The 25208-nt window shown below is 63.3% G+C and carries 24 protein-coding genes; 13 read left to right on the forward strand and 11 right to left on the reverse strand.

The window, feature by feature from the left end; all coding sequences use genetic code 11:
• Positions 1–92: 92 nt before the first annotated feature.
• From ACFVSJ_RS17195 to ACFVSJ_RS17220, 6 genes are read left to right on the forward strand one after another with little or no spacing between them, the layout of a single operon-like run.
• Positions 93–587 carry a RidA family protein gene (locus tag ACFVSJ_RS17195; protein ID WP_387438157.1) on the forward strand — a complete coding sequence of 165 codons (495 nt, stop codon included), beginning with the start codon at positions 93–95 and terminating at the stop codon, positions 585–587.
• On the forward strand, positions 580–1368 hold the full coding sequence (locus tag ACFVSJ_RS17200; protein ID WP_387438158.1) for a hypothetical protein: 789 nt from the start codon (positions 580–582) through the stop codon (positions 1366–1368). The genes ACFVSJ_RS17195 and ACFVSJ_RS17200 overlap by 8 nt, the downstream gene beginning before the upstream one ends.
• Positions 1369–1391: 23 nt before the next feature.
• Entirely contained in the window at positions 1392–2162 is a 771-nt protein-coding gene (locus ACFVSJ_RS17205) for an amino acid ABC transporter ATP-binding protein (RefSeq protein ID WP_387438159.1), read from the forward strand.
• 1 nt (position 2163) lies between these two features.
• Complete coding sequence (locus ACFVSJ_RS17210) at positions 2164–2802, forward strand: amino acid ABC transporter permease (protein WP_387438160.1); 639 nt, start codon at positions 2164–2166, stop codon at positions 2800–2802.
• Positions 2799–3452 (forward strand): amino acid ABC transporter permease, encoded by a 654-nt coding sequence (locus tag ACFVSJ_RS17215; protein ID WP_387438161.1) that lies wholly within the window; start codon positions 2799–2801, stop codon positions 3450–3452. The genes ACFVSJ_RS17210 and ACFVSJ_RS17215 overlap by 4 nt, the downstream gene beginning before the upstream one ends.
• Positions 3453–3478: 26 nt before the next feature.
• On the forward strand, positions 3479–4321 hold the full coding sequence (locus tag ACFVSJ_RS17220; RefSeq protein WP_387438162.1) for a transporter substrate-binding domain-containing protein: 843 nt from the start codon (positions 3479–3481) through the stop codon (positions 4319–4321).
• A 75-nt stretch (positions 4322–4396) separates the two neighbouring features.
• Here ACFVSJ_RS17220 and ACFVSJ_RS17225 read toward each other — a convergent pair whose 3' ends face one another.
• The 4 genes from ACFVSJ_RS17225 to araB are packed head-to-tail and all read right to left on the reverse strand — an operon-like array spanning position 4397 to position 9342.
• Positions 4397–5293, reverse strand: a complete 897-nt coding sequence (locus ACFVSJ_RS17225) for an aldose 1-epimerase family protein (RefSeq protein WP_387438163.1) — start codon at positions 5291–5293, stop codon at positions 4397–4399.
• Entirely contained in the window at positions 5290–6819 is a 1530-nt protein-coding gene (gene araA / locus ACFVSJ_RS17230) for an L-arabinose isomerase (RefSeq protein ID WP_387438164.1), read from the reverse strand. Before araA ends, ACFVSJ_RS17225 begins: the two co-directional genes overlap by 4 nt.
• A 55-nt stretch (positions 6820–6874) precedes the next feature.
• Positions 6875–7582, reverse strand: a complete 708-nt coding sequence (locus ACFVSJ_RS17235; protein WP_387438165.1) for an L-ribulose-5-phosphate 4-epimerase — start codon at positions 7580–7582, stop codon at positions 6875–6877.
• Positions 7579–9342 carry a ribulokinase gene (araB, locus tag ACFVSJ_RS17240; RefSeq protein ID WP_387438166.1) on the reverse strand — a complete coding sequence of 588 codons (1764 nt, stop codon included), beginning with the start codon at positions 9340–9342 and terminating at the stop codon, positions 7579–7581. The genes ACFVSJ_RS17235 and araB overlap by 4 nt, the downstream gene beginning before the upstream one ends.
• Positions 9343–9560: 218 nt before the next feature.
• On the opposite strand from araB, the gene chvE reads away from it, so the two are divergent.
• The 4 genes from chvE to ACFVSJ_RS17260 all read left to right on the forward strand — a co-directional run bounded on the left by chvE (position 9561) and on the right by ACFVSJ_RS17260 (position 14758).
• A complete protein-coding gene (chvE, locus tag ACFVSJ_RS17245) occupies positions 9561–10709 on the forward strand; it encodes a multiple monosaccharide ABC transporter substrate-binding protein (protein WP_387438167.1) in 1149 nt (382 codons plus the stop codon).
• A gap of 109 nt (positions 10710–10818) precedes the next feature.
• Positions 10819–12348, forward strand: coding sequence for a multiple monosaccharide ABC transporter ATP-binding protein (mmsA, locus tag ACFVSJ_RS17250; RefSeq protein ID WP_387438168.1), 1530 nt, complete (start codon positions 10819–10821; stop codon positions 12346–12348).
• 5 nt (positions 12349–12353) lie between these two features.
• Complete coding sequence (mmsB, locus tag ACFVSJ_RS17255) at positions 12354–13637, forward strand: multiple monosaccharide ABC transporter permease (protein WP_387438169.1); 1284 nt, start codon at positions 12354–12356, stop codon at positions 13635–13637.
• A gap of 128 nt (positions 13638–13765) precedes the next feature.
• Positions 13766–14758, forward strand: a complete 993-nt coding sequence (locus ACFVSJ_RS17260; RefSeq protein WP_387438274.1) for a LacI family DNA-binding transcriptional regulator — start codon at positions 13766–13768, stop codon at positions 14756–14758.
• 24 nt (positions 14759–14782) lie between these two features.
• Here ACFVSJ_RS17260 and ACFVSJ_RS17265 read toward each other — a convergent pair whose 3' ends face one another.
• The 3 genes from ACFVSJ_RS17265 to xylA form a co-directional block, all read right to left on the reverse strand.
• Positions 14783–15766, reverse strand: coding sequence for a LacI family DNA-binding transcriptional regulator (locus ACFVSJ_RS17265; RefSeq protein WP_387438275.1), 984 nt, complete (start codon positions 15764–15766; stop codon positions 14783–14785).
• A gap of 69 nt (positions 15767–15835) precedes the next feature.
• A complete protein-coding gene (locus tag ACFVSJ_RS17270; RefSeq protein WP_387438170.1) occupies positions 15836–17266 on the reverse strand; it encodes a xylulokinase in 1431 nt (476 codons plus the stop codon).
• 80 nt (positions 17267–17346) lie between these two features.
• Positions 17347–18534: a xylose isomerase gene (gene xylA / locus ACFVSJ_RS17275; protein WP_387438171.1), complete on the reverse strand. Its 1188-nt coding sequence runs from the start codon at positions 18532–18534 to the stop codon at positions 17347–17349.
• Between the two features lie 138 nt (positions 18535–18672).
• Here xylA and ACFVSJ_RS17280 point away from each other — a divergent pair, with 138 nt between their 5' ends.
• From ACFVSJ_RS17280 to ACFVSJ_RS17290, 3 genes are all read left to right on the forward strand, one after another.
• Positions 18673–19887, forward strand: coding sequence for an ROK family protein (locus ACFVSJ_RS17280; protein ID WP_387438172.1), 1215 nt, complete (start codon positions 18673–18675; stop codon positions 19885–19887).
• A gap of 87 nt (positions 19888–19974) precedes the next feature.
• Positions 19975–21072: a YihY/virulence factor BrkB family protein gene (locus ACFVSJ_RS17285; RefSeq protein ID WP_387438173.1), complete on the forward strand. Its 1098-nt coding sequence runs from the start codon at positions 19975–19977 to the stop codon at positions 21070–21072.
• Positions 21056–21259, forward strand: coding sequence for a hypothetical protein (locus ACFVSJ_RS17290; protein WP_387438174.1), 204 nt, complete (start codon positions 21056–21058; stop codon positions 21257–21259). Before ACFVSJ_RS17285 ends, ACFVSJ_RS17290 begins: the two co-directional genes overlap by 17 nt.
• A gap of 21 nt (positions 21260–21280) precedes the next feature.
• Here ACFVSJ_RS17290 and ACFVSJ_RS17295 read toward each other — a convergent pair whose 3' ends face one another.
• The 4 genes from ACFVSJ_RS17295 to ACFVSJ_RS17310 form a co-directional block, all read right to left on the reverse strand.
• The gene (locus tag ACFVSJ_RS17295) at positions 21281–21454 is read right to left on the reverse strand and encodes a hypothetical protein (RefSeq protein ID WP_387438175.1); all 174 of its coding nucleotides are present in this window, start codon (positions 21452–21454) and stop codon (positions 21281–21283) included.
• Between the two features lie 386 nt (positions 21455–21840).
• Positions 21841–22683: a sugar phosphate isomerase/epimerase family protein gene (locus ACFVSJ_RS17300; protein ID WP_387438176.1), complete on the reverse strand. Its 843-nt coding sequence runs from the start codon at positions 22681–22683 to the stop codon at positions 21841–21843.
• Positions 22680–23894 (reverse strand): dihydrodipicolinate synthase family protein, encoded by a 1215-nt coding sequence (locus tag ACFVSJ_RS17305; RefSeq protein ID WP_387438177.1) that lies wholly within the window; start codon positions 23892–23894, stop codon positions 22680–22682. Before ACFVSJ_RS17305 ends, ACFVSJ_RS17300 begins: the two co-directional genes overlap by 4 nt.
• Positions 23894–25063 (reverse strand): Gfo/Idh/MocA family protein, encoded by a 1170-nt coding sequence (locus tag ACFVSJ_RS17310; protein ID WP_387438178.1) that lies wholly within the window; start codon positions 25061–25063, stop codon positions 23894–23896. Before ACFVSJ_RS17310 ends, ACFVSJ_RS17305 begins: the two co-directional genes overlap by 1 nt.
• Positions 25064–25208 lie beyond the last annotated feature (145 nt).

A 25208-nucleotide genomic window follows, 5' to 3' on the forward strand; every position in this document is an offset into this window, starting at 1 on the left:
AGCAAACCTCGTTCTGTAGCCGGATCAAACCCCTGTTTTTCGTTCCATGCTTGAAGTGATCAGTGACGATCAGCACAAAGGAGAACGAAAAAATGACCACCCTCGAACGCCGTTTCGCAGAGCTTCCCGGCCACTGGCAGGTGCCTGGCCACTTCAAGATCAACCACAGCCATGGCATCCGCGTGGGGGACATGATCTACGTCGGTGGCCAGGAGGACCTGGACGAGCAAGGCAACGTCCGCAACCCCGGCGACATCGTGGCCCAGTGCAAGTCCGTCATGGAATCGCTCAAGCGGGTCATCGAAGAACTCGGCGGAACCATGGGCGATGTTGTCCAGTTCAACACTTTCTACGCCGGCGAACTCAGCTACGAGGAATGGCAGCGGACGTACGACATCCGGTTTGGCTATTTCCCCGCGCCGGGCCCGACTGCCACCGGCATCCTGATTGGCGAGGAACTCAACCTGCCGGGCATCCGCGTTGAGGTCAACGCCGTCGCAATCGTTGGGAGCGCGGCCACCCGCGTTGAAGCGTTCGACGGCGGCACCCCGGCCATGCTCGATCTTCCGGGCGAACGCAATGACTAGCATCAAGCCCCAGCTTGGCGTCATCCTCTGTGACCTTGACTCGTATCCAGTGGATTACGTCGAATGCCCCACCCCGGATGCGCCCGGCATCAGTAACAACCCGGTAGGTTTCTTCGAAAATCCGGCCAGTTGGCAGGGCCTTCCCGTTGCCTATGCCGTGGCCCGCGGCGCCCGCGTTGAGCCACTGGTCAACGGCGACCCCGAAGCCATCGAGGCGTTCTGGGCAGCCAGTGAAAAGCTTGCCCACTGTCCTTTGGTCATCACAGACTGCGGATTCTTCTTCTACGCCCGCAAGGACATGCGCCAAACGGCCAACGTCATCACCAGCGGCCTTGACCTGCTGCCGATTGCCTCCGTGCTTATCAGCAAGGACATCGGAATCCTCACTGTGTCGGAACCCCTCGCCACCAGACTCCTCGGCGATCACGTGCTTTCCTCCCGCATTGTCATCGCCGGAATGGAAAGCGAGGCCGGTTGGGCCACCATGCTCACCAACGACCACGCGCTCGGCAACGGCTGGGACCAGGCGTTGCTGAAGGAAGGCGTGGCGGCCGTGGCCAAGCGGGAGTTCGGCCCGGGCGGGCGATTCGAAAACGTTGGCGTCTTGGTCCTGGAATGCACGCTCCTGCCCGAATTCCGCCAGGAGATCCAAAAGTACACGAGCGTCCCGATTCTCGATGTCGCCTCCTTTGCGCTCAACGCGCTGGGCAAAGGGTTCGACGCCGGTGCTGCCGCCGGCACCCTGCCACCCTCCTCCTCACAGTTCGCGCCAGAGCCATGACCCAAGTCAGGAACGAATCAGCCATGCAAGAAGCCACTGAAGGGCACCGGACTGCCATATCGCTGGAATCAGTAGTTAAGCGGTTCGGGGACCACACGGTGATCGACCACGTGTCGTTGTCCGTCCGGGAGGGCGAAGTGGTGGCCATCATCGGTCCCAGTGGCGCCGGCAAGAGCACATTGCTCCGGTGCATCAACCTGCTGGAGGTACCGGACAGCGGTCGCATCACGGTGGAAGGCAACCAGGTGGATGCTGGCACCGAGATCAGCCACAAGGACCTGGTCCGACTGCGCCGCAACGTGGGCATGGTGTTCCAGTCCTTCAACCTCTTCCCGCACATGACCGTGCTGCGGAACATTTCCTTGCCGCAGGAACGTGTGCTGGGCAGGACCAGGGCTGAAGCCGATGCCCGCTCCATGAAACTGCTGGAACGGGTGGGCCTGGCGGACAAGGCCCAGCAGTACCCCAGCCGCTGCTCCGGCGGCCAGCAGCAACGCATCGCCATTGCCAGGGCGTTGGCGCTCGATCCGCAGGTGATGCTGTTCGACGAGCCAACGTCGGCCCTTGATCCCGAAGTGGGGCTGGAAGTGCTGGCCGTCATGCGTGAACTCGCCACCGAAGGCATGACCATGGTGGTGGTAACCCACGAGATGCAGTTCGCCAGGGATGTCTCGGACCGCGTGGTGGTGATGGCAGAGGGCGCCATCCTGGAACAGGGTGACCCGGCCGACGTCTTCACCTCTCCCAGCATGGACCGCACGCGGAAGTTCCTGCGGGCTGTATTGGAGCGCTGACATGGAACATCTTGGTGTTGTGGCCCAAGGCGTCTCCATGACGCTGCTGCTGACGCTCTCCTCCCTGTTGTTCGGCGCGGTTGGCGGAATTCCGTTGGCCCTGGCCCGTCGTTCCCGCTTGGTGGCCGTGCGGTTTGTGGCCCGTTCGTTCATTGAAGTGCTCCGGGGCATTCCACCGCTGGCGTGGCTGTTCATCATCTACTTCGGCGTCGGAACCGGCGTGCTTGAGCTGAGTTCCTTCGCAGCGGCCGTGATTGGTTTTGGACTCGTATCCTCTGCCTATATGGCGGAGATCTACCGGGGTGGCTTGACGGCAATCCATGAGGGCCAATGGGAGGCAAGCGATGCGCTGGGACTGTCGCGGATTTCCACCCTGGCGTCCATCATTGGTCCGCAAGTCCTCCGGGTGTCCATTCCGGCAGCTGCGACCTTCGCGATCGGCCTCTTGAAGGACTCCTCAGTGGCCTCGGTGATCGGCGTGCAGGACACGATCTACTGGGCCGGACACGAATCAACCGTCACGGGCGACGCCATTGTGCCCTTCCTCTGGGCAGCCGGACTCTACGTCGCCATGACCATTCCCTGTGCTTGGGCAACGCGGTTGCTGGATGCCAAGCTCCGAAAGAGGGTTGCGCGATGATGTTCTTCAACGATTGGGTGGACTACTTCCCGGACCTGTTGGGTGGGCTGGGCGTGAGCCTCCAGCTGACCCTGGTGACCCTGCTCCTTGGCCTTCCTGCCGGGCTGGTCCTGGCCTTGGGCGCAGGATCCCGGAACCGCGTCATCCGGGTTGTTTCCATTGGCGTGATCGAGATCGGCCGCGGCACCCCGGCCCTGGTGGTCCTGCAGTTGTTCTACTTCGGACTACCCTCCGCCGGGATGACGTTGACCGCGTTCGTGGCGGCCTCCCTCGCCCTTGCCTTCACCACCGCCGCCTACACGAGCGAAATAATCCGCGGCGGACTGCAAGCAGTGCCCGGTGGAGAGGTGGAAGCAGGACACGCCCTGGGAATGGCCCGCCGCGACATCCTTCGTTTTGTTGTGATTCCCCAGGGGATCAGAATCGCCATCCCGCCGCTCATGGGGTTCGCGATCATGGTGTTCCAGGCGACCTCCTTGGCCTACACCATTGCCATGCCGGAATTGATGAGCCAGGCATACTCCATCGGCTCCACCACTTTCCGCTACCTGAGCATCCTTACCCTCGCGGGCCTGATGTACGCACTGATTACCATTCCCGCGAGTTCCCTCAGCAACTTCGTCGAGCATCGACTGGCGCGTCACCGTTGATACGCCATCCAGGCAAAGGAACCACCATGAAACTACGAATGATTGCGTCGGCAGTGGCTGCCTTGACGCTCGCTTCGGCCCTCAGCGGCTGCGGCGGTGGCACACAAGCCGCAGACTCCAGTACCCCGGCCGACTGCAAACCTGCGTCCGAATTCAGCACCATGAAGAAGGGCGCGCTGACGGTGGCGGTGTATGAGGCACCGCCCTACGTCACCTTCAAGGGCAATGAACTCGGGGGAGTCGACGGCGACATCCTCATGGGTTTTGCCCAGAAGCAGTGCCTGTCCATCAACGCCGTTTCCGCTGCGGCCGCCGCAGTAATCCCCACGGTCCAAGGCGGGCGGGCAGACGTGGCCACAGGCGGTTGGTGGAGGTCCAAGGCCCGATCCGAAATCCTGTCGTTGACCGATCCCATCTACACCGACCAGATGGTGCTGATCTCCAAGGACGGGCTGAACAAGGTCACGGATCTGAAAGGCAAGAAGGTAGGCACAGTCAACGGCAACGTCTGGGTCGACGACGCCAAGAACTACCTCGGCGGTGAGCTTCAGCTTTACAAGGCTCCCGTGGACCTTTTCCAGGACCTGAAGTCCGGCCGCATCGACGTCGGAATTGACGGCTTTGGCGAGGCGCACAACAACAGCAACGGCCTCAAGGTCGAAGTCCTCGAACCGGACAACGCCATCAAGGCTTCGCTCGAACCACCGCAGACGTGTTTCCCGGTGACCAAGGACAATGCCGGGCTGCTTGCAGCGTTGAACTCATACGTTGATAGCCTTCGCAAGGATGGCACGTTGGAGAAGATCGTGGTGAAGAACGGCTTCCCAGCCTCGGCAATCAACACCGGCGATGCCCGCCTGATCGGCTGACCCCACCCAAGTAAGTAGCAGCAGAGCGCGTTTTGAACCCTCAAAACGCGCTCTGCTGCGACCCAGTTGGGTTGACTAGAGCGCGTAGATGCTCCAGGACGCCGTATGGGTTGCCCCGGGTTCGAGGCGGACGAGGTCTGTTCCGCTGTTGAACGCGTCGGGCGGGCAGGTCATCGGTTCAACGGCCAGTCCCAGCCTGTTGGGGAGGGGTGCCGGCTTGTCTGCCGTATGGACCTGCAGCCAGGGGCAGCTTTCGTCCCACGACATTCCGACGCCGGTGCCCGCCGGGTCCCGCAGCGACAGCCGCGCCAGCCCGGCGTCGAACGTTACGTCCGTAAACGCATGGTCGATTTCCGTGGTGCCGATGGCCCGGGCGGAGCGGAAATCGAACTCGTGGCCGTCCATGGAGGAAAGCGAAACGGGCAGCAGCCGGTCCGGCGTGACTTCCAGGAAGGCCCCGACAGGTGCTTCAAGAATCCACTCATCCAACGGCGACGATCCAGCCACCAGGTATGGGTGGGGACAGACACCGTAGGGTGCGGCGACGTCGGCGGCGTTCACCGCGGTAACTGACGTGTGGAGCCCGGAGTTATCCAGCGCGTATTGGGCCTCGAGCTCCACCACGAACGGGTAGCCCGCCGTGGGCCCCACCGTGCACGTCAAGGTGACCGAACCGGCGTCGTGCTCCTTCATGCTCCAGTCAAGCGGGAAGGCGAGGCCGTGCAAAGCCGTGCCCCGCTCCGGCTCGTTGAGGGGCAGCTGGTGAGTAATGCCGTCGAACGTGTACCTGCCATCGGCGATCCGGTTGGGCCACGGCGCGGCGATGATGCCGCGGTAGTCCGGAATCGGGCCGCCTTCGGGGAACGGAACCACCAGGTCCCGGCCGTCGCAGCGCAGCACGCGAAGCGCAGCGGCACGCTCCGTGACAACCGCCTCGTAGCCGCCCGCTTTCAGGCTGAATTCAGCGCTCACAGGCCGCCTGCCAGTTTGTAGTAGGCGGCGTTCCAGGCGAGTTCTTTCTTGAAGTTTTTGATGGTGGTGCCTTCGTCGATGGTGAGCAGTTCCGTGCGGGCGATTTCGGCGAAGTCCTCGAACACGTCCAGGCCCACCTGCGTGGACAATACCGTGTGGTGTGCGGCGCCGGCGGTGAGCCACGCGGCGGCGGAGGTGGCGAAGTCGGGCTTGGGTTCCCAGAGTGCGCGGGCCACCGGCAGGTTGGGCAAAGGCTGGTCAAGGTCGACGACGTCCACGGCGTTCGCGACCAGGCGGAACCGGTCGCGCATGTCGGACAAAGCGACGACGACTCCCGGGCCCGCGTCGGTGTCGAACACCATTCGGACGGGGTCTTCCTTGCCGCCGATGCCGAGCGGGTGGATCTCGACGCGCGGCTTCTTCGCGGTCAGGGACGGGCAGACTTCAAGCATGTGCGCGCCCAGGATCTTCTCGCTGCCCGGTTCCAGGTGGTAGGTGTAGTCCTCCATGAGCGAGGCGCCGCCGGGCAGGCCGCCGCCCATGACTTTCGCGGCGCGGACCAGGATGGCGGTCTTCCAGTCGCCCTCGGCGCCGAAGCCGTAGCCGTCGGCCATGAGGCGCTGCACGGCCATGCCCGGGAGTTGCCGGAGTTCGCCGAGGTCCTCGAAAGAGGTAGTGAAGGCTGCGGATCCGTTGGCCTCCAGGAAGCTGCGCAGGCCCAGTTCGATCCGGGCGCTGTAGCGCAGCGACTCGTGCCGGGCGCCGCCCGCTTTCAGCTCCTCAGCCACCTCGTAAAGCCGCTCGTACTCCGCGACAAGCCCGTCGACGTCGGACTCTGCAGCGGTGTGGACCGCGTCGGCGAGTTCGTTGACGGACCAGGTGTTGACCGAAACGCCGAAGCGGAGCTCGGCTTCGGTCTTGTCGCCTTCGGTGACGGCGACGTTGCGCATGTTGTCCCCAAAACGCGTCAGCTTCAGGTTCCGGACAGCGGCCCAGCCCGCCGAGGCACGCTGCCACGCGCCCACCTGGCGGGCGACCCCGGGGTTGGAGACATGCCCGACGACGGTCTTCCGCGGCACCCCGAGACGGGACTGGATGTACCCGAATTCGCGGTCACCGTGGGCTGCCTGGTTGAGGTTCATGAAGTCGAAGTCGATGTCCGCCCAGGGAAGGTCCCGGTTGGCCTGGGTGTGCAGGTGCAGCAAGGGCTTCCGGAGGGCGTCGAGGCCCTGGATCCACATCTTGGCCGGGCTGAACGTGTGCATCCACGCGGTCACGCCGATCACGGAATCATCCGAGTTCGCTTCCAACGCCGTGCGACGAATGGCATCAGAATCGGTCAGGACGGGCTTCCACACAAGCTTGACCGGTACTTCGCTGCTGGCGTTGAGGGCGTTGGCGATTTCCTGCGACTGCGCTGCGACCTGCTTCAGGACGTCCTCGCCGTAGAGGTGCTGGCTCCCGGTGAGGAACCAGACCTCGTAGTGGTCCAGGGAAGTCGAGCTGGCAGAGGTGGCGTTGGGCATGGGGTTCTCCTGAAAGTTGGGTGGCCGGGCTGCGGCGGTCTGGGGGCGGGCCGGTTCAGCGGCCGTAGACGTTCTGGTAGCGGTCATACAAGGAGGCGATCTTGGCCTCGTCAATGGGCAGCGGTTCGCCGAGTTGCCGTGAGACGTGGACGGTTTTGGCGACTTCCTCGCACATCACTGCCGCTTTGACTGCGGATCGGGCGTCCTTGCCGATGGTGAACGGTCCGTGGTTTTGCATGAGCACGGCGGGGGAGTTGGAGTTCTTGAGGGTCTCCACGATCCCGTGGCCGATCGAGTCGTCCCCGATCAGCGCGAAGGGTCCCACTGGGATGGGGCCGCCGAATTCGTCACCCATCATGGTCAGCACGCACGGAATCTCCTCGCCCCGGGCCGCCCACGCGGTGGCGTAGGTGGAGTGCGTGTGCACCACGCCGCCCACTTCCGGCATGTTCCGGTACACGTACGCGTGGGCCGCAGTATCCGAAGACGGCGAAAGATCCGGGTTGCCCCAATCGACCGTCCCGGCGCTGCCCGTGTTCATGCCACGCACCGGTGTCCCGTACAGGTCAGTGACCACCATCAGCTCCGGAGTTAAGTCGTCATAGGAGACGCCGGAGGGTTTGATGACCATCAGCTCGTGTCCCGGAATTCGGCCTGAGACGTTGCCCGCGGTCCAGACAACGAGCCCGTACCGGGTCAGTTCAGCATGCAGTTCGCAGACTTCCTTGCGGATCCGCGCGATGGTTTCCAGAAGCGCGCTCATGCGGTGGCTCCTTCCATGCTGCCTGCGGTGATGTCCGACGGCGGTGCTGCCGTCAGCGGCGCTGCGGCAGTCGCCGTCGTGGTTTCGCGTTTGGTCCCTTCACGTGCCGTCCGCTGGATGGCCTTGAGCCGGTGCATGACGCTGTTGGTTCCGCGACCGAAGTAGTCGTGGAGGGTCTTGTATTCCTGGAACAGGACCTCGTAGGCGGCGACGTTTTCCGGGATAGGGGCGTAGACCGCGCCGGGTGCTGCTGCCATGGAAGCGGCAGCTTCGCGGATGTCCTTGTACTTCCCCGCGGCCACGGCGGCATGGATCGCCGAGCCGAGGGCGGGGCCTTGCTCCGAGCCGATCGTCGAGAGTTTCAGGCCGGTGATGTCGGCGTAGACCTGCATGAGGAACTTGTTCTTCAGGAGCCCACCGGCCACGATGAACTCCTTCACCGGAACACCGGAATCCCTGAACGCATCCACGATGGTCCGGGTGCCGAAGGCTGTGGCCTCCAACAGGGCCCGGTAAGTGTCTTCGGGTTTCGTAGCCAGCGTCTGGCCCAGGACGACACCGGAGAGCTCGTGGTCCACCAGCACGGAACGGTTGCCTGAATGCCAATCCAAGGCGATCAGGCCATGCTCACCGATGGCTTGCTTTTCCGCGAGTTCGGTCAGGTACTCGTGGACGCTGACGCCCTTGTCGGATGCGGCCTGGTGGTATTCCGGCGGGACACCGTTCTTGGTGAACCACCCGAAGATGTCGCCCACACCGGACTGGCCGGCTTCGTAGCCCCACAGCCCGTCCACGATGCCGCCGTCCACCACGCCGCACATGCCGGGGACTTCGCGCAGGACGTCGCCGTTCATGACGTGGCACGTGGAGGTTCCCATGATCGCCACGAGTTGCCCGGGTTCCACCGCGTTTGCCGCCGGAGCGCTCACATGGGCGTCGACGTTGCCTACGGCTACCGCGATACCGGCAGGCAGCCCGGTCCAGGCGGCGGCTTCTTCGGTGAGGTAGCCGGCAGCATCGCCCAAACGGCCGATGGTGTGCTGGAGTTTCTCGGAGACAAAGCCTTTGAATGCAGGATTGAGCGCTGCCAGGAAGTCCTCGGAAGGGTATTTCCCGTCCTGGTAGATCCCCTTGTAACCGGCGGTGCAGGCATTGCGGACGTATTTTCCGCACAGCTGCCAGACAATCCAGTCCGCTGCTTCCACCCAGTGGTCCATGGCGGCGTAGATTTCGGGGTCTTCTTCCAGAAGCTGAAGCCCCTTGGCGAACTCCCACTCCGAAGAGATCAGGCCGCCATACCGGGGGAGCCACGCTTCATTCCGCTCTTCAGCGAGCTGGTTGATGCGGTCGGCCTGGGGCTGCGCAGCGTGGTGCCGCCACAGCTTGACGTAGGCGTGAGGGCGGTCAGCGAAGCGTTCCAGTTCGTTCAGCGGCGTGCCATCCGCCGTCGTCGGAACCATGGTGCAAGCGGTGAAGTCAGTCGCGATACCCACCACGTTCTCCGGGTTGATGCCCGCATCGGCGACGGCGGCCGGTACTGCGTTGCGCAGGACGTCGCGGTAGTCGTTGGGCACCTGCAGGGCCCAGTCCACGGGTAGCCGTTGACCCGTGGCCGGAAGGCTGTCCGAGACCACCGCGTGGGGGTACTCGAATACGCCGCTGCCGAGTTCCTTGCCGTCCGAGACACGAACGACGACGGCACGGCCAGACAGGGTGCCGTAGTCGACGCCGACCACATAGCTGTTAGAAATATCGCCCATTAAGCATCCTTAGTTCATCTCCGCCACATCGCGGTCCGAACCCATTGTGAACGCTAACAATTTTCGGTGTCAACCACTTGACGCAAGTATTGTGAGCGTTCACAATGGCATTCGCACCACCTGACGTTTGGACTGTGCGCCCCCAGAGCCCGCAGTCCCGCAAAAGCGTTAACCACCGGACGCGCAGATGCGCCCGGCCTGCATCAGAGTTCGCGGCGATGCTGCCGCGGAAGGAGAGCAACGTGAGACTGAAGAAACTCCTGGGCGCCGTAGCGGTTGTCCTTACCTTGACCGTGGGTGCCACGGGCTGCGGCAGCCGTGGAGGCTCGGCCGATGCAAGCAGCGCTGCGAAGCCGAGCGATTCGTTGGTGGGCATCTCGATGCCCACCCAGACATCCGAGCGATGGATCGCTGACGGGGCCAACGTGGAGAAGTCGCTGAAGGATCTCGGCTACAAGACCGACCTGCAGTTCGCAAACGACGATATTCCCACCCAGGTCTCGCAGATCGAGAACATGCTGACCAAGGGTGCCAAGGCCCTCATCATCGCCGCCATCGATGGAACCACCCTGACCGACGTCCTGGCCAAGGCCAAGGAACAGAACGTCAAGGTCATCGCCTATGACCGCCTCATCAACGGCACCCCCAATGTGGACTACTACACCACGTTCGACAACTACACCGTGGGTGTACAGCAGGCGACCTCGCTGCTGACCGGCCTGGGCCTGGTTGACGCAAGCGGCAAAAAGGTAGAGGGCAAGGGCCCGTTCAATGTTGAATTGTTCGCGGGCAGCCCGGACGACAACAACGCCAACTTCTTCTGGACCGGCGCCATGGACACCCTCAAGCCGTACATGGATGCAGGCACCCTGAAGGTGCCGAGCGGCCAGACGAAATTCGAGCAGGCGGCCATCCTGCGCTGGCAGGCGCCGGTAGCCCAGAAGCGCATGGAAGACATCCTCACTTCGGCTTACAGCTCGGGCACCAAGTTGAACGGCGTACTGTCTCCTTATGACGGCCTTTCCATCGGCATCATCTCCGCACTGACCAGCACCGGTGGCTACTCAACGGGGAGCCTCCCCGTCGTTACGGGCCAGGATGCGGAAAAGGGTTCCGTGAAGTCCATCGTCGCCGGCGAGCAATACTCCACGATCTTCAAGGACACCCGCCAGCTCGGTGCGCAGGCCGTGAAGATGGTTGACGCGGTCCTCAAGGGCACCGAGCCGGAAACCAACGACACCAAGACCTACAACAACAAGGTCAAGGTAGTTCCGGCATTCCTCCTGAAGTCGGTCATCATCACCAAGGACAACTTCCAGAAGGAACTCATCGACTCCGGCTACTACAAGGAAGCCGACATCAAGTAAGGGCGCCCCTCATGCTGCGGCTCCGCCTGAAAGCGGCGGGGCCGCAGTCTCCCCAGAGCCGGCCGAACCATCGCCCGGCAACGATTCAACCAGTCAGTGGGAATTGACGATGAATGCACCCATTCTGCAAATGCGCGGAATCACCAAAACCTTCCCCGGCGTAAAGGCCCTCCAGGACGTTACGCTCGATGTCAACCGGGGCGAAGTCCACGCGATCTGCGGTGAGAACGGAGCCGGCAAATCAACCCTCATGAAGGTGTTATCCGGCGTCTACGCACACAACACCTTCGACGGCGACATCCTCTTCGAGAACCAGCCCTGCGACTTCTCCAGCATCACGGACAGCGAGAAGCGCGGCATCGTAATCATCCACCAGGAACTTGCGCTGAGCCCCTACCTCTCCATCGCGGAGAACATCTATCTCGGCAACGAGTTGGCCACCAACGGCTGGGTGGACTGGCGGAAGACCAACCTTGAAGCCGCAAAACTGCTGGCCCGCGTAGGGCTGAGTGAGAACCCCGTGACCCCCATCCAGCACATCAGCGTAGGCAAACAGCAACTCGTGGAGATCGCCAAGGCGCTCTCCAAGGACGTGAAGCTCCTGATCCTGGACGAGCCAACCGCTGCGCTGAACGATGAAGACTCCGACCATCTGCTGGACCTGATCCTCCATCTCAAAGGCCAAGGCGTCACCAGCATCATCATCAGCCACAAGCTCAACGAGATCCGCAAAGTGGCTGACGCCGTGACCATCATCCGCGATGGTAAATCCATTGAGACCCTGCGGCTCGACGAGGGACAGATAACGCAGGAACGCATCATCCGGGGCATGGTGGGACGCGATCTTGAAAGCCTGTATCCGAACCGGACCCCGAACATTGGCGAAGAAGTCCTCCGCATCGAGGGCTGGACCGTCCAACATCCCCAGGATCATTCCCGGACGGTGGTGAAGGATGCAAACCTCAATGTGCGCAAGGGCGAGGTTGTTGGCTTGGCCGGGCTCATGGGCGCCGGCCGGACTGAACTGGCAATGAGCGTGTTCGGCCGGACGTACGGTCGGGCCGTCTCCGGCAAGGTCTACAAGTATGGCAAAGAAATCAACACGGCCACAGTCTCCGATGCCATCGGCCACGGCATCGCGTACGCCACCGAAGACCGGAAGCACTACGGCCTCAACCTCATCGAAGACATCAAACGGAACATTTCCATGGCTGCCCTTAACAAGCTCGCCAAGCGCGGCTGGGTGGACGGCAACCAGGAAACAACGGTGGCCAACCAATACCGGAAGAGCATGAACATCAAGGCTCCCTCCGTGGCCGCCATTACAGGCAAGCTCTCCGGCGGAAACCAGCAAAAAGTCGTCTTGAGCAAGTGGATGTTCTCGGACCCGGACGTCCTGATCCTGGACGAACCCACCCGCGGAATCGACGTCGGTGCGAAGTACGAGATCTACACGATCATTGCCGAGCTCGCAGCGGCCGGGAAGGCCGTGGTTGTCATTTCGTCCGAGCTTCCGGAGCTTTTGGGCATTTGCGACAGGATCTACACCCTGTCCGCGGGCCACATCACCGGCGAAGTCCCCATAGCCGAGGCCACGCAGGAAACGCTCATGCACCTCATGACCAAAGAGAAGGAATAACCAACATGTCCGCCCTACGAGAATCCCTTGGCTTCCTCACAAGCCGCCTCCGCCAGGTTGGCATCTTCGTCGCCCTGATCCTGATCGTCATCCTTTTCCAGATCCTGACCGACGGCATCCTGCTTGAGCCGCAGAACGTCACCAACCTAGTGGTCCAGAACAGCTACATCCTGATCCTGGCCATAGGCATGGTGATGGTCATCATCGCTGGCCACATCGACCTTTCAGTCGGTTCCATCGCCGGATTCATTGGCGCAGTGGCCGGTGTCATGATCGTGCACTGGGGATGGGCCTGGTGGGTCGCCATTCCCGCCTGCCTGTTGGTTGGCGCCTTGGTAGGTGCCTGGCAGGGCTACTGGATCGCCTATGTGGGTATCCCGGCCTTCATTGTCACCTTGGCAGGAATGCTGATCTTCCGCGGCCTGACACTCATCACGCTCAAGAACCAGCAGATCACCCCGTTCCCCAATGAGCTGCGCGCATTGGGTGGCGGCTTCCTGCCGGACATTTCCGGCGGCAACTCTGTCCTGGAATGGCTGACCGTCATTCTTGGTGTTGGTGGCACCGCGGCCATCCTGTTCCAAGCCATCAAGGAACGCCGCGTCCGCCGCAAGTTCAATCTGGAAAACGAACCAATGGCATGGTTTGCCGTCAAGAACGGGTTCATCGCCGTACTCATGCTGGTCATCACCTTCCTCCTGGCCAGCTACCGCGGAACACCGATCGTCCTGATCGTTCTTGCCGCTTTGGTGATTGTTTACTCGGCCCTCATGAACAACAGCATCTTCGGCCGCCACACGTACGCGATCGGTGGAAACCTCCACGCCGCCGAGCTGTCCGGTATCAAGACCAAGAAGGTTACTTTCCGCTTGTTCGTGAACATGGGTGTGCTGGCCGCGCTGGCCGGCCTGGTGTTCACTGCCCGCTTGAATTCCGCGCAGCCTGCGGGTGGCACCGGCTTTGAGCTCGACTCCATCGCAGCCGCATTCATCGGCGGCGCCGCAGTCCAAGGCGGCATTGGAACCGTGGCCGGAGCAATGATTGGCGGCCTCATCATGGGCGTCCTCAACAATGGCATGTCCATCCTGGGCCTGGGCACGGACTACCAGCAGCTCATCAAGGGCCTGGTGCTCCTTCTGGCCGTCGGCTTTGACATCTTCAACAAGAACCGGACGGGCGCAGGTGGCGGATCCGCCATTGGCCGCCGGTTCAAGTGGAAGACCACCCCTCCGGCAACGGAATCAGCCCGCCCTGCCACGAGCGAACCCGTAGGCGCTGAAGCCAAATAGCCGCCAGGTCTGGCCTGCATCCGACGCTCAACCCCAGCCGGCGGATGCAGGCCAAGGGACCTGGCAATTGAACTAATGAAGGAGTGACTCGGATGCCGCTGGGCGTTCCATCGTCGCGGCCTCCGGTCATGGGGGACGTTGCCAAAGTTGCTGGAGTCTCCCACCAGACGGTTTCCCGGGTCCTCAACAACCACCCAAACGTGAGCGACTCCACCAGGGCACGCGTGGAGGAAGCCATCACCATCCTCGGCTATCGGCGGAACACGGCGGCCCGCAGCCTGGTGACCCGTCAATCCCGGACCATTGGTGTGTTGGCATGTGAGACGGCCCAGTACGGACCGGCAAGCGTTTTGTTGGGGGTGGAGCAGGCTGCTCGGGAAGCCGGCTACTTCGTCAGCATCGCAAACCTCCGTGAAGTAACGCGCGAAACCATTGACGATGCAATCGCGCACTTTCGGAATCAATCAGTAGACGGAATGGTCATACTGGTGCCGCATCCCCACATCCTTGCCGTCCTCCAGGAAGTCAGCGTTCCGATGCCGATGGTGGCAGTTGGCTCCGGAGACGCGAATTACTTGACTGGTGCGTCCTTGAACCAGATGCTGGGCGCGCGTTTGGCAGTGGAACACCTGATCGGACTTGGCCACCGCCGTATCGCCCATGTCTCCGGGCCGCCCCATTGGATCGACGCCGCCGAGCGCATCAAAGGGTGGCAGGAAGCACTGGCGCGAGCCGGGCTACAGGCGGACGTACTGCTCGGAGGCGACTGGAGTGCCGCATCGGGATATCGAGCCGGGCTGGCCCTCCTTCAGTCGCACCACGTCACCGCCGTGTTTGTGGCAAACGACCAGATGGCCATGGGCGTCCTGAGGGCCGTGCACGAAGCGGGATTGAAGGTTCCGGCCGACATCAGCATCGTAGGGCACGACGACCAGCCTGAATCCGGCTTCGTCCTGCCGCCTCTAACCACCGTCAAACAGGATTTCGAGCAGCTTGGACGGCGGGGCATGGTAGCCGTTCTGGGGCTGCTGGAGGGGGCTGAACAATCCGTCCAGGAGATGGTCGGCCCGGGGCTGGTGATCCGTTCCACCACTGGCCCGCCTGGAACCTCGCGGCAGTGAGGTCCGGCAACTGGTGCGCAGCGTTCAGGCGCGGACTGCCGCCGTCGTGGATCTGACCACCAAGCGGGGTCTCACGGTGACGGGGGCGCCAGGCGCCCCTGTTTCCAGCCGATCCAGAAGCAGTCCGATGCAGCGCTTGCCCAGTTCCTCGAAATCCTGTGCCACCGTTGTCAGCGGAGGGATGAAGTAGGCGGATTCGGGCTGATCGTCAAAGCCCACAATGCTGATGTCCTCGGGGACCCGGACTCCGGCTTCATGGAAGGCCCGGAGGACGCCCAGTGCCATCTGGTCATTGGCTACGAACAGTGCCGTCAGGGACCGCTCCGCCGCGATCTTCAATCCTTCGCGGTAACCGCACTCGGCACTCCAGTCACCCTCTATCAACGCCGAGGCGCCCAGTCCGGCATCCCCCAACGCATCCCGCCAACCTTCTATGCGGGCCGCCGCGTCGATCCAGTCCGACGGGCCGGACAGGTGTCCAATGCGTTCATGGCCGAGTTTGGCCAGGTGCTCCACCACCAAGCGGGCTCCTTCCCGTTGGTCTACGGTGGCTCCGCTCAGCTGTTCATCGCCGATCGCGCCGACGGCAACCAGGGGCACTTGTGTGGTTACGTCCTTGAGGACCTCGAAGGTTCCCGGGTGGGGGACCGTCACCACGATCCCGTCCACTCCTTGGTCCATGAAGTGCGCAATCGCGTCTTTGATGGTCTCCGGCGTGACGTCCCGCAGTCCAGCCACGCTGACGAAGTACCCGGCGTCCCTTGCCGCTTGTTGCACGCCCAGGAGCGTATGGGACGGCCCGTATTGTGCCAACTCGCTTCCCAAGACCCCGATGGTTTGCGAACGCCTCGTGACCAGGCTCCGCGCCGCGATGTTGCGGCGATAGCCGAGTTCGATGATTGCCTGCTCCACGCGTTCGCGGGTCTTGGCGCTCACGTTCGGGTGACTGTTCAACACACGGGATACGGTCTGGTGGGACACGCCTGCCACGCGCGCGACGTCCTCCATGACGGGAGGACGGTTCGGGGCGGAATGTTCGGTGCTCACCCTGTCACGATAGAGCACCCGGCCAGTGGATCAGCCGATGGCGGCCTTCGCGGCGTAACGGCGGTACCTGGCCAGGAACTCCGGAACCACGCCCTGTTGGCCGGCATCGAGCTTGACTCCCTCAAGAGGCCACTCGGGAAGTGATCCCGTGAGGACTCCCGCTGCTTGCCGTGCCGCGCCGTCAGCCACGTATTCACCGGGCTCCGGGACGAACACGGGCAGTCCGAAGGCGGCTGCCGCCACCTTCTGCACCGCTTCGGATTGGGCTCCGCCGCCCACGAGGATGACGCGGCGGGCGGCCACGCCTTGCGCTAGCAGCGCTGCCAGGCCATCGGCCAAGGAGCACAGGACGCCCTCGACGGCGGCGCGGGCCAAGTTTGCGGGGGTGTAGTTGGAGACTGTTATCCCGTGGAGGGAACCCGTGGCATCTGGAAGGTTGGGAGTCCGTTCGCCTTCAAAGTAGGGGACGAGAGTCAGGCCCTCGGCACCTTTGGGGGCCGACAAGGCCAGCTCGCCGAGTTCCTTCAGGGTCACTCCCAGCAAGGAAGCCGTAGCATCGAAGATCCGCGTGGCATTGAGTGTGCAGGCCAGGGGCAGGAAGTGGCCGGTGGCATCGGCGAAGCCGGCCACCAGCCCGCTTGCGTCCTTGGCGGGTACCTCAGAGACGGCAAAGACCGTACCCGATGTTCCGATCGATACCACAACGTCACCGACGGCGGCGCTGACTCCCAGCCCTGCGGCAGCGTTGTCGCCGGCGCCCGGGCCAATCAGGGCTCCGGACGGGGTTTTCCCTGCGGTATCCAGCGGACCGACAACGGCAGGCAAAGCAGGCACGTGGCCGAGCGTGTCCTGGAGTACCTCGGGCAGATACTCTCCCTGTTCTGCGGAGAAGTAACCCGTGCCGGAGGCATCGGAGCGGTCGGTACGCAAAAGTTCCAAGGAAGCAGGGCCGGACCCAGGACCGTGTCCGGCCAAACGCCATGACAGCCAGTCATGCGGCAGGCAAACGGCCGCCGTGCGCCGGGCATTTTCCGGTTCGTTCCGCGCAAGCCAACGGAGCTTGGTGGCGGTTAGCGAGGCGACGGGCACGGTTCCGGTAAGGGAGGCCCAGTACAAGCCGCCCGAGGCGGCGTCCCCCTCGCCGGCCTCACCAATCAGTTCCTCGGCGTCACGTGCCGAACGGGTGTCATTCCAAAGCAACGCGGGCCGCACTACCTCTCCGGATTCGTCGAGGCACACCATGCCGTGCTGCTGACCGCCGACGGCTACGGCCGCGACGTCGTCCAGTCCTCCCGCCAGCGCGATCGCTTCCTGCAGCGCTGTCCACCAATGGTCAGGGTGGACCTCTGTGCCGTGGGGGTGGGACGCGCGTCCTTGGCGCACCAGGGCGCCGGTCTCTGAGTCACGGATGACCACCTTGCAGGACTGGGTGGAGCTGTCGATGCCGGCGACGAGGGGCATGGGTTTTTGTCTTTCTAAAGCGGCTGCCGGGCCTGGAGTTCAGGTCCGGGCCCGGCGGCGGATGTTCTTTACGGTTTGGCTTAGCGTGCGCCGAGGAGGTGCTCGATGGCCAGTTGGTTGAGCCGGACGAATGCGAACGAGCGTTCGGCGGCCTTTTCTGCGTCGAAGGACTCGAACGCAGTGGCGTCGGCGAGCAGGTCCGCGGTTGATTCGCCTGCGGCCAGGGTGCTTTCGCCGAGCTCGAACACGCCGGAGGTTGCGAGAGCCTCCTGTACTTCGGGATCTGCGCGGAAAGCGAGGGCGCGTTCCTTGAGGAGCAGGTACATCGCCATGTTGGCCTTGGCCGATTCCCACACGCCGTCGTATCCGTCGGTCCGGGAGGGCTTGTAGTCGAAGTGGCGGGGGCCGTCGTACTTCGGACCGCCGTTCGGGAAGCCGTTCTCCAGGAGGTCCACCGTGAAGAAAGCGCTGGTGAGATCGCCGTGGCCGAACACCAGGTCTTGGTCGTACTTGATACCGCGCTGGCCGTTGAGGTCGATGTGGAAGAGCTTGCCGGCCCACAGTGCCTGGGCAATGCCGTGGGTAAAGTTCAAGCCGGCCATCTGCTCGTGGCCCGTCTCCGGGTTGAGGCCAACGATGTCCCCGTGTTCCAGCTGGGCAATGAACGCCAGGCCGTGGCCCACGGTCGGCAGGAAGATGTCACCTCGGGGTTCGTTCGGCTTGGGTTCCAGGGCGATGCGCAGTCCGTAGCCCTTCTCCTTGATGTAGCCGGCAGCGGTGTCCACGCCCTCCTTCATGCGGTCCAGTGCGGCGGACAGGTCCTTGGAGCCGTCGTACTCGCTGCCTTCGCGGCCACCCCACATGACGAACGTTTCCGCACCGAGCTCGGCCGCGAGGTCGATATTGCGCAGCACCTTGCTCAGGGCAAAACGGCGGATGGAGCGATCGTTGGAGGTGAAGCCACCATCCTTGAAGACGGGGTGGCTGAACAGGTTGGTGGTGACCATGGGCACCTTGAGGCCCGTCTCAGCGAGTGCAGCCTTGAAGTTCTTCAGGATCAGGTCACGCTCCGACGCGGAGGCGTCGAAGGGAACGAGGTCGTTGTCGTGGAAGGTCAGTCCGTAGGCGCCGAGCCCGCTGAGCTTGTGGACGGCTTCCACGGGATCCAGGGCGGCACGCGTCGCAACGCCGAAGGGATCGGCACCTGTCCACCCGACGGTCCAGAGCCCGAAGGTGAAGCGGTCCTGAGGGGTTGGTTGCGGGGTCATGGTTGCTCCTTTGCAAAGCGTGGGACGAGGCATGGAAGGGAACGCCTCAATTAGTTTTCAATCTGAACTATATGGGCCATAATGGATGATGGTCAATGGAAAGCAGCAAGAAAATCTTTCAAGCCGCGAGGATGGTCCATGTCAGTGAATGAGCAAGCAGCGCCAGGCCGCGTCGGCGATGTCCGGCGTCGTAACCTTTCGCTTGTCCTCGATTCGATTGCCAAGACTGGAGACGCCAAGCCGAGCAGGGCCCAAGTGGCTGCCGGCACCGGGCTGACCAAGGCTGCCGTCTCCAGCCTCGTTGCGGATCTCGTGTATTCCGGCCTCGTCGCCGAGGTGGGCCTCTACCGTGACGGTGAACGCGGACGGCCCGGCCAGGGCCTTGAGCTGAATACGCGGCGTGGTGTGATTGGCATGGAAATCAATGTGGATTACCTTGCTGTTGGCCTGGTGGACCTTGGTGGTGCGCTTCGCTTTACGTCCACCGTCGAGTCGCATAACAGGGGACTCGCGCCGGGTGCCGTCATGGCTGGCTTGAAGCGCCTTGTCGACGAGGCCAAAGCTGCCGCGGGCGCTGAGAACATCGATATCCTCGGTGGCGGTCTCGCTGTGCCTGGGTTGGTTGACGAGCGCCGCAGCGTTGTGATCTCCGCCCCCAACCTTCACTGGGACCATGAGCAACTCGACCCGGGCGCTTTGTTGCACGGCGCGCCACTTGGCGTCCGGCTTTCCAACGAGGCGAACAGTGCGGCGCTGGGCGAGCTTTGGTACGGCGCCGGGCCGGCTGACTTCCTGTATGTCTCGGGAGAGGTTGGTGTGGGTGGCGGTGTGATCATCGGCGCCGACCTGTTCATGGGGCCTGGCGGCTCCGCCGGCGAGCTTGGCCATATGGTGGTGCATCCCGATGGCCCCAGGTGTTCGTGCGGCGGTGCGGGGTGCCTCGAAACCTTCGCAGGCCAGGAGGCCATTTTCCAGGCCGCGCGGATTCCCGACGGGCCGTTGTCGGAGCGCATGGCGGCGTTGCTGGCAGCTTTGGCGGCCAACGGGCCGGAGGCAGGTAAAGCGGTTCACGACGCCGGGCGGTACTTGGGCGTGGCGCTCGCCTCGTCGGCGCGGCTCATGGACCTCAAGGGCGTAGTTCTGGGTGGCCACTTCGCGGAGTTGGGGGATTGGCTCAAACCGGCGGTATTGGAGAGTTTGAACCGCCATGCGCCGGGTCTGCTGCGCCCGGAGGACCTTCGTGTCTCGGAGTTGAAGCACTCCGGCACGTTGCTCGGTGCTGCAGGCCAAGTGATCCGAGCGGTGATCGAATCGCCTGGCGAATTGATCCTGGGGGTTCCTCCGACTAGCTGAAGATTCAGGCTTTCCTACTAATCGTCAGTATGCTTAGTATTGATGAGTCAGTTGTTCGCGCAACCTACACCCACGAACAGGTGCCTCATGACTACAAACGAATCAGCACGGACCAGCACAGCCAAGGCCGCCACGGCCCCGTCACCGGATGACTCCCGCAAGCCGGACAGTCCGGATGATTTGGTCAAGCCCACGTGGATGTACATCCTCAAACGCACGCTGCGCGAGTTCAACAAGGACCAGTGTCCGGATGCCGCGGCGGGCCTGACGTACTACGCAGTCCTGTCCCTTTTCCCGGCGCTGCTGGCGTTGGTGTCCCTTCTCGGCATCTTCGGAGATGCCGGCAAAACCACCGCCGCCTTGCTGGACATCGTCCAAAAGTTCGCTCCGGGCCCGGGCGTGGAAGCGATGCGCCAGCCGATCGAGGAGCTGACCCGCTCCAGCGCGGCCGGACTCACCTTGATTTTCGGAATCGTAGTTGGGCTGTGGTCGGCCTCCGGGTACACCACGGCGTTCGGCAGGGCCATGAACCGCGTCTACGAAGTGGATGAGGGCCGCGGCTTCGTCAAGCTTCGTGGCACCATGCTCGCGGTCACGGTGGTGGCTGTGCTTGGTGCCGGGCTGGTTGCGGCCATGCTGGTCCTCAGCGGGCCCGTGGCAGAGGCTGCCGGGAGCGCCATCGGCATGTCGGAGGTGTTCCTGACGGTCTGGAACATCGCGAAGTGGCCCGTGCTCATAGCGATCGTGGTGGCCATCATCGCCGTGCTCTATTACTTCACACCGAACGTGAAACAGCCCAAGTTCCGCTGGATGAGCCTGGGTTCCTTCATAGCCCTGGCGCTGTTTGCCCTTGCGTCCCTGGGTTTCGGTTTCTATGTGGCCAATTTTGGCAACTACAACAAAACCTATGGCACCTTGGCCGGCGTCATCATCATGTTGCTGTGGCTCTGGATCCTCAACATGGCACTCTTGTTTGGAGCCGAGTTCGATGCCGAAATGGAGCGCGGTCGCCAACTGCAGGCCGGAATCGAAGCTGAGGAAACGCTCCAACTGCCTCCCCGCGACACGAAACGCAGCGACAAAGCACAGAAACAAGAGGAAGAAGACATTCGACGCGGCGAGGAACTCCGCGAGAACAGCGGGGAACGCGAGAACAGTGGCAAAGAGGATGAACGGAAAGTATAGGAAGCTGAAGTCCGTCAAAGGTGGCGATTCGCTGGAGATCCGCGGTGAAGTTTTCAGGGTCACCTCAGCGGAACCGGATGCGGAAACCCATAGTGTCCGGCTGGATCTTGAGGATCACGACGGCGGCATTCTCACCTTGATCGGCGTGCCTGGTGCCCAGGTCCGGATGGTCCCGCAAACGGCCTGACGGTCGCCTCCAAGTGGCTCCCTAAGCGTCGCCGGGGAAGCCCTGATCGGCGTCGTCCCACCAGCCCTCCCAAGCGCTGGACGTGAGGCGTTCCGTAGTGAAGACAGATGCGGGTTCGTTGGTGGAATCGCCGGACGGGCCGCTGTGGCTGCCGCTGGCGTCGAGGAAAAAGTTCAGGGTCTTCAAGAGCATCATGGTGGTGTCCTTTCAGTGGGTTCGTGGACGTCTTTGTCCAGGTGAATCCAGCGTAGGAGGCCATTGTTTCCTCACGTCGACGCAATGTTTCAGCCGTGTACCACTTCCCTCACATGCCCATCCGGCGCCTTGCGGCGGACAGGAAAGGCACAACGGTGCACAAGCCCATATCCGCAGCCGCGCCGTCACGACCAACTTTGCGCCAGAGTGCGCGGTGAGGCGCCACGATTGCGGCGTGTCCGCCGATGTGGGCGATCAAAGTGGGTGGTAGCGGCACGCCGCCGCTCTCCGAAACACAAAGCGGGCCCCTGCCGTGACCTTGGCAGGGACCCGCTGGTGGCGCGATCCTCCCGCGGAGCTTAGGGCATCTGCGGGAGGACCAGTCTTTAGGCATACGGGAGGACAAGCTCCGCATAGCGCTGTTTCATGGTTTCCAGGACCGAGTCGCCGTCGGCGTCCCAGATTTCCTGGTTGAAGATTTCAACCTCAATGTCGCCCGTGTACCCGGCATCCCTGACCCAGGTGCCAATGGTCGCGAAGTCGATGACGCCGTCGCCCATCATACCGCGCGAGAGCAGCGCGTCGGCGGCGATCGGCAGGTTGAAGTCGCACACCTGGTAGGACGCGATGCGGTTCTCGCGTCCGGCACGTTCGATCTGCGCCTTCAGTTCCGGATCCCACCACACGTGGAAGGTGTCGACGGCGACGCCAACGGCCTTTGCGTCGTACGGCGCGGCGAGATCCAGGGCTTGGCCCAGGGTGGAGATCAACGCGCGGTCAGCCGCGTACATCGGGTGGAGGGGTTCAAGGACCAAGCGGATGCCATTCTCCGAAGCGAACGGAACCAGCTCCTCAAGGCGGTCCGCGACGCGCTGACGGGTTGCCACCACGTCCTTCTCGCCGGGAGCCAGCCCGCCAACCACCAGGAACAATTCCTGGGTGTCGAGGGCTACAGCCTCGCGGACGGCTTCGAAGTTGTCAGCCAGTGCGGCGGCCTGTCCCTCGGCATCGGCTGCGGTCAGGAATCCGCCACGGCACAGAGACGAAACCCGCAGTCCGGCGTCCTTGATGAGCTTGGCGGCCTTGTCCAGGCCGGCCTCGGCAACGCGGTCACGCCACGGGCCGATCGCAGGGATGCCGGCTCGGGCGCAACCGTCCACAGCCTCGGCCAGGGTCCACTTTTTGGTGGTGGCACTGTTCAGCGAAAGTCGTGAGAAATCCGTGCTCATGCGCCCACTCCGTTGATCCGCAGGTAATCGGACATCCGGAAGGCAGCCAGCGAAGGATCCTTCAGCAAGCCTGCCTGGTCCGCCAGTTCGAAGGTCTTGGCCAGGTGCAGGACCGAGCGGCCGGAGTGCAAACCGCCCACCATCTGGAAACCGGGCTGCTTGCCGTTGAGCCAGGACATGAACGCGATGCCGGTCTTGTAGTAGAACGTCGGGGCGCTGAAGATGTGCTTTCCGAGCTCACGCGTGGAGTCCAGGATGGCACGCGCATCGGCGGCGTTACCGGCGTCGTACTTTTGCAAGGCGACCGAAGCAGCCGGATAGATGGCCGCGAAGATGCCCAGCAGGGCGTCCGAGTGGTGGGTCTCGTCGCCGTCGATCAGCTCCGGGTAGTTGAAGTCATCGCCCGTGTACAAGCGCACACCGGAAGGCAGGGCAGCGCGCAGGGCGACCTCGTGCGAGGCGTCCAGCAGGGAAACCTTCACGCCGTCCACCTTGTCCGCGTGTTCGCGGATCTGGCTGAGGAACGTCTCGGTGGCCACCGAGACGTCGTCGGAGCCCCAGTAGCCGGCCAGCGCGGGATCGAACATGGTGCCGAGCCAGTGCAGGATGACGGGCTGGTCCACCTCCTGAAGGAGGGTGGAGTAGACGTGCAGGTAGTCATCGGCGCCGTTCGCAACCTTGGCCAGTGCGCGGGACGCCATGAGGATGACCTTGGGACCGGCTTCGCTGACGACGGCGATCTGCTCACGGTACGCGTCGATCACGGCCTGGATGCCCGCTGCGCCGTCGGGAAGGGCAGCGATGTCCAGCTGGTCGGTGCCCGCGCCGCAGGAAACGAGGTCGCGGACGGACTTGCCCGCCGTCGCCGCGTTGCTCCCGGCCACCACGGAGGCGGCTTCTGCACCGGTGCGCTTGATGAGCTGCTGGGTGGCGGCCCAATCAAGGCCCATGCCGCGCTGTGCGGTGTCCATGGCGTCGGCGACGCCCAGGCCGTAGGACCAGAGCTCGTGGCGGTAGGCCAGGGTGGCGTCCCAGTCGAGCTGCGCCGGGGCGCCGGGGGTGTTGTCCGCAGCGACCTCGGGGATGACGTGGGCCGCTGCGTAGGCGCGGCGGGCCGTCAGGGGAGCGGTCGGCTTGGCCCACGAGGTGGCGGGCTGGAGGCGGTACTCGCGTGTGCCGCCGTCGTTGGTGGGAAGAATCAGTGACGTCATTAGAGGGTGATCTCCGGGATGTCGATGGTGCGGCGTTCTGCCGAGGACTGCAGGCCGAGCTCGGCCAGCTGAACGCCGCGGGCTGCGGAGAGGAGGCCGAAGCGGTGCTCGCGGCCGGCGACGACGTCGCGCAGGAATTCTTCCCACTGCAGCTTGAAGCCGTTGTCCAGTTCAGCGTTGGCGGGGACTTCCTGCCACTGGCTGCGGAACGACTCGGTGACGGGCAGATCCGGGTTCCAGACGGGCTTGGGGGTGTGGGCGCGCTGCTGCGCAACGCACTTGTTCAAACCGGCGACGGCGGAACCGTGCGTGCCGTCGATCTGGAACTCAACCAGTTCGTCACGGTAGACGCGAACGGCCCAGGAGGAGTTGATCTGGCCGATGACGTCGTCGCCGCCCGGGGTTTCGAGTTCGAAGATGCCGTAGGAAGCGTCGTCGGCAGTTGCCTTGTATTCCTTGCCGGCCTCGTCCCAGCGTGCGGGGATGTGCGTGGCGGTCTTGGCGTTGACGCTCTTGACCTTGCCGATGATGCCTTCAAGGACGTAGTTCCAGTGGCAGAACATGTCCGTGGTCATTCCGCCGCCGTCTTCCTTGCGGTAGTTCCAGGACGGGCGCTGGGCAGCCTGCACGTCGCCTTCGAACACCCAGTAGCCGAATTCGCCACGGATGGAGAGGATGCGGCCGAAGAAGCCCTCGTCCACCAGGCGGCGGAGCTTGACCAGGCCGGGGAGGTACAGCTTGTCGTGCACGACGCCAGCGGTGACGCCGGCTTCCTTGCCGATCTGTGCCAGTTCGATGGCTTCTTCCAGGGTTTCGGCCGTGGGCTTCTCGGTGAAGATGTGCTTACCGGCGCGCATTGCCTTCTTCAGGGTGGCGGCGCGGAGGCTGGTCATGGAAGCGTCAAAGACGATGTCCACGGTGGGGTCGGCGATGACTGCATCCAGGTCGGTGGACCATTCGGAGACTTTGTGCAGCTCGGCGAGCTCGCGGATCTTGGCTTCGTTCCGGCCCACCAGGATCGGTTCAACTTGGACCTTGGTGCCGTCTTCAAGGGTGAAGCCGCCGGCATCGCGGATGGGGAGGATGGACCGCAGCAAGTGCTGGCGGTAGCCCATCCGGCCGGTGATGCCGTTCATGGCGATGCGGATCGTCTTTGTTTCGAAGCCCATGTTTTCTCCAGTGCCTTGTGTACTGCCCGCAGCAGTGCGGGCAGCAATTGCGAATACTGAGTGGGAAAGCGCATTCCCATTGCTTCGATAATGCACCACGCCCCGCTTACTTGGCAAGCGCTTTCCCAAAACTCCATGGATCCTG

Origin of the sequence: Paenarthrobacter sp. NPDC058040, from assembly GCF_042885775.1 — a bacterium.
Taxonomy (GTDB): Bacteria; Actinomycetota; Actinomycetes; order Actinomycetales; family Micrococcaceae; genus Arthrobacter.

Coding starts and splice junctions, on each gene's coding strand:
- ACFVSJ_RS17195 (WP_387438157.1), top strand. CDS start 93: ATGACCACCCTCGAACGCCGTTTCGCAGAGCTTCCCGGCCACTGGCAG.
- mmsB (WP_387438169.1), top strand. CDS start 12,354: ATGTCCGCCCTACGAGAATCCCTTGGCTTCCTCACAAGCCGCCTCCGC.
- ACFVSJ_RS17280 (WP_387438172.1), top strand. CDS start 18,673: ATGTCAGTGAATGAGCAAGCAGCGCCAGGCCGCGTCGGCGATGTCCGG.
- xylA (WP_387438171.1), bottom strand. CDS start 18,534: ATGACCCCGCAACCAACCCCTCAGGACCGCTTCACCTTCGGGCTCTGG.
- ACFVSJ_RS17305 (WP_387438177.1), bottom strand. CDS start 23,894: ATGACGTCACTGATTCTTCCCACCAACGACGGCGGCACACGCGAGTAC.
- mmsA (WP_387438168.1), top strand. CDS start 10,819: ATGAATGCACCCATTCTGCAAATGCGCGGAATCACCAAAACCTTCCCC.
- ACFVSJ_RS17290 (WP_387438174.1), top strand. CDS start 21,056: ATGAACGGAAAGTATAGGAAGCTGAAGTCCGTCAAAGGTGGCGATTCG.
- ACFVSJ_RS17310 (WP_387438178.1), bottom strand. CDS start 25,063: ATGGGCTTCGAAACAAAGACGATCCGCATCGCCATGAACGGCATCACC.
- ACFVSJ_RS17260 (WP_387438274.1), top strand. CDS start 13,766: ATGGGGGACGTTGCCAAAGTTGCTGGAGTCTCCCACCAGACGGTTTCC.
- ACFVSJ_RS17210 (WP_387438160.1), top strand. CDS start 2,164: ATGGAACATCTTGGTGTTGTGGCCCAAGGCGTCTCCATGACGCTGCTG.
- ACFVSJ_RS17220 (WP_387438162.1), top strand. CDS start 3,479: ATGAAACTACGAATGATTGCGTCGGCAGTGGCTGCCTTGACGCTCGCT.
- ACFVSJ_RS17270 (WP_387438170.1), bottom strand. CDS start 17,266: ATGCCCCTCGTCGCCGGCATCGACAGCTCCACCCAGTCCTGCAAGGTG.
- ACFVSJ_RS17265 (WP_387438275.1), bottom strand. CDS start 15,766: ATGGAGGACGTCGCGCGCGTGGCAGGCGTGTCCCACCAGACCGTATCC.
- araB (WP_387438166.1), bottom strand. CDS start 9,342: ATGGGCGATATTTCTAACAGCTATGTGGTCGGCGTCGACTACGGCACC.
- ACFVSJ_RS17285 (WP_387438173.1), top strand. CDS start 19,975: ATGACTACAAACGAATCAGCACGGACCAGCACAGCCAAGGCCGCCACG.
- ACFVSJ_RS17200 (WP_387438158.1), top strand. CDS start 580: ATGACTAGCATCAAGCCCCAGCTTGGCGTCATCCTCTGTGACCTTGAC.
- araA (WP_387438164.1), bottom strand. CDS start 6,819: ATGCCCAACGCCACCTCTGCCAGCTCGACTTCCCTGGACCACTACGAG.
- chvE (WP_387438167.1), top strand. CDS start 9,561: ATGCTGCCGCGGAAGGAGAGCAACGTGAGACTGAAGAAACTCCTGGGC.
- ACFVSJ_RS17235 (WP_387438165.1), bottom strand. CDS start 7,582: ATGAGCGCGCTTCTGGAAACCATCGCGCGGATCCGCAAGGAAGTCTGC.
- ACFVSJ_RS17205 (WP_387438159.1), top strand. CDS start 1,392: ATGCAAGAAGCCACTGAAGGGCACCGGACTGCCATATCGCTGGAATCA.
- ACFVSJ_RS17295 (WP_387438175.1), bottom strand. CDS start 21,454: ATGATGCTCTTGAAGACCCTGAACTTTTTCCTCGACGCCAGCGGCAGC.
- ACFVSJ_RS17215 (WP_387438161.1), top strand. CDS start 2,799: ATGATGTTCTTCAACGATTGGGTGGACTACTTCCCGGACCTGTTGGGT.
- ACFVSJ_RS17300 (WP_387438176.1), bottom strand. CDS start 22,683: ATGAGCACGGATTTCTCACGACTTTCGCTGAACAGTGCCACCACCAAA.